Source organism: Desulfosarcina cetonica JCM 12296, assembly GCF_001311845.1.
Classification (GTDB): domain Bacteria; phylum Desulfobacterota; class Desulfobacteria; order Desulfobacterales; family Desulfosarcinaceae; genus Desulfosarcina; species Desulfosarcina cetonica.
Map to the genome: position 1 here is coordinate 1 of NZ_BBCC01000369.1, position 2,762 is coordinate 2,762.

At 52.9% G+C, this 2,762-nt stretch carries 2 protein-coding genes; both read left to right on the forward strand.

The genetic code is table 11. The features are described 5' to 3' along the window. Positions 1 to 277 precede the first annotated feature (277 nt). On the forward strand, positions 278 to 916 hold the full coding sequence (locus JCM12296_RS33865; RefSeq protein WP_054702421.1) for a hypothetical protein: 639 nt from the start codon (positions 278 to 280) through the stop codon (positions 914 to 916). A gap of 179 nt (positions 917 to 1,095) precedes the next feature. Beyond that, complete coding sequence (locus JCM12296_RS33870) at positions 1,096 to 2,727, forward strand: transposase (protein WP_246805290.1); 1,632 nt, start codon at positions 1,096 to 1,098, stop codon at positions 2,725 to 2,727. Positions 2,728 to 2,762 lie beyond the last annotated feature (35 nt).

The following is a 2,762-nucleotide window of genomic DNA, read 5'->3' on the forward strand; positions in this document are numbered from 1 at the left end:
TATAGAAACAAAATTCAGTTGGATTGTATGAATTCAATGGGTTACAGCTCTATTTCGTGCCATACCTGATCATTTTCCTGTATGCGTCAAAACAAAACTTCTCATTATAAATACTTCCGTTCGCATCCATATCATATTGATCATAATAAGCATATTTAAAACCTGTCGTTTAACGCATCAACATCATTAGACTTGTTGAAAGTAGGTTTTTCTGATAATGTATTGCATTATATTCGCCGGAAAGGGATTATTTGCATTACTTTATCAGGAGGCCACCATGGCGTTAGCAACCGATGTCTCGGATAAGCTCAGTGGGCTGTTTGACAAGCATCCTTGCTGGATGATCGCCTCCTTGGCCGAGCAGTTGGACTATTCTGTACCTTCTGTCAGGCGGTTTTTGGCAAGGATCGGTTACTACAGTAGTTTCACCCACAACGGGCGCTGGTACACACTGGCTTCAATACCCCGCTTCGAACATCAAGGATTATGGTTTTATAAAGACATCGGCTTCTCACGCGCAGGGAGCCTGACCGATACCCTTGTTCTTTTGGTGTCGGGCAGCGCGGCAGGGATGAGCGCCGAACAACTTGGAAAAACGCTACGCTGCCGCTGCCATTCGGTTCTGGTGGCATTGGTCCGTCAAGGCCGGCTGCAGCGACAAAAGCTGGGGCGCTCATTTGTCTACCTTGCAGCCGATGGCGAAACTGCCGCCGCTCAGTCTCGGGCGATTCAAAAAACCGACAGGATCCAACTGCCTGCCGAGATGGCGGTTTTGGTGCTGGTCGAGTTTATTCGCCGCCCCGACGCCGGCTTCGGCCAATTAGCACAAGCGATCACACGGCGCACCGGCGTGCGTATCGACGCCGGACAAGTCAAGGCACTGTTCGAACGGCACGGTTTAAAAAAAACAGCGTAAACTCCGGTGCGGCAGCTTTGGCGGCGTTGAACCGGTGTCTGGAGCGGCTTGGTCAGGAGACCCGGCCGGCCAGCTTGTTTGCCCGGGTACCGATGGTTCGATTCCGACCGGAGCGCGATGCCTGTCTGTGCGACAGCAAACTCAATGTGCAAAAAACGCGGAGAAAGACCGTGCTGAGCATGATTACGCCGTTTACCGCACATGAGACCATCCTTGAATGTCCACAATGCAGTCGCCGTTTCCATTCTGAAGCCTTGCGCCGCCTGGTACCGCGCTGCTGCAATGTAGCCTGGGATGTGCTGGTTTTTGTCGGTCGCGCTTTGTTCGAGCAACACCAAAATATCGAACAGGTTCGCCAGGAGCTTTTCGTCCGCCATGTCGATCTATGTGCATCGGAAATCGAATACCTGGGACAAAAATTTATCACCTATCTGGCCATCGCCCATCGTCGGGCAACGCCAAGAATCAATCGGGCCATGCAGCTTTCCGGTGGCTACATTCTGCACCTGGACGCCACCCACGAGGCAGACGCGCCGGCCTTGATGACGGGCCTGGACAGCCTGAGTCAGTTTGTACTGGCCAATGGAAAACTGCCCAGCGAACGGTCCGAATACATCATCCCGTTTTTAAAGCGGCTGCGCCGTGACTACGGCGAGCCCATCGCCTGCGTCCACGACATGGGCACCGGCATCCTTAAAGCAGTGGCAGCGGTCTTTCCCAACAGCCGGGACTTTATCTGCCATTTTCACTTTCTGCGCGATGTGGGCAAAGACCTGATCGAGCCTTGCTACAGCAAGCTGCGAAGCTGTCTGCGAACGCATGCAGCCACCACAAAGTTCAGTGCCCTGGTGCGTCAGGTCCGCCAGCAGCTTGAGCCGCACAGCATCGGTGCCCAGCAGTTGGCAAAATTGATCCAGCGTGCCGAGCCCCTTTCTGACATGGCGTTGCTGCCCCTGGTGTCGACCTACTCGCTGGCCCTATGGTGTTTGCAAGGCAAGCAAAACGGCGACGGTTACGGTTTTCCTTTTGATCGTCCATTGCTGGAATTTGCACAGCGGCTGTTGATATTGATCGAGTATTTGCCGGACCTGGTTCAGCGTCTGCCCGCCAAGGATCGGACCGGCAATCGAATCTTTTATAAATTGGTCCGCCAGGTTATCGATGTTGTCCAGGATCCCGTATTCGAGCCAGCCGTTGAAGAGCTACGCTGGCGCTGTCGGCTCTTTGACGATCTACGGGAGAAGATGCGCATCGCCTTACCTGACGGCGACAAAGGCCTTAATGATGAGGGCAGCAGCCAGGCCATGGACAACATCAAAAAAGGTGTTGGCCAGTTCCGTCGACGACTGGACACCAACACCAAATTCGCCGACGATCCGCTGTGCCGAAAAGTTGCCAAACAGATCGACCAGTATGGTGCGAAGCTTTTTACCGATCCTATAGAAATCAATACACCGACAGGAGCTGCAACGATCTATCCGCAACGGACCAACAATATCCTCGAACAGTTTTTTCGTCGCCAGCGACGCGAATATCGTCGAAGAACCGGCAACAACAGCATGCGCAAAAGATTGCAGACCATGCTGGCCGACACCCCGCTGGTAAAAAACCTGAGCAATCCGGATTACGTGGATATCCTGCTCCACGGCAATTCGACCCTGGAGGAACTGTTTGCCGAAATAGAGATGAATGGTGAAAAATGTGACACGAAATCAGTCCCCGATACCGAAAGACTTCTGCCCGGCTTCCGACCTTTATCAAACCTGCCAAGCCTGCCGGAGCAAATTGTCCGGTTGGCTACAACGGGGTAGAAAATGCTTCAATCCAACTGAATTTTGTGGCAATA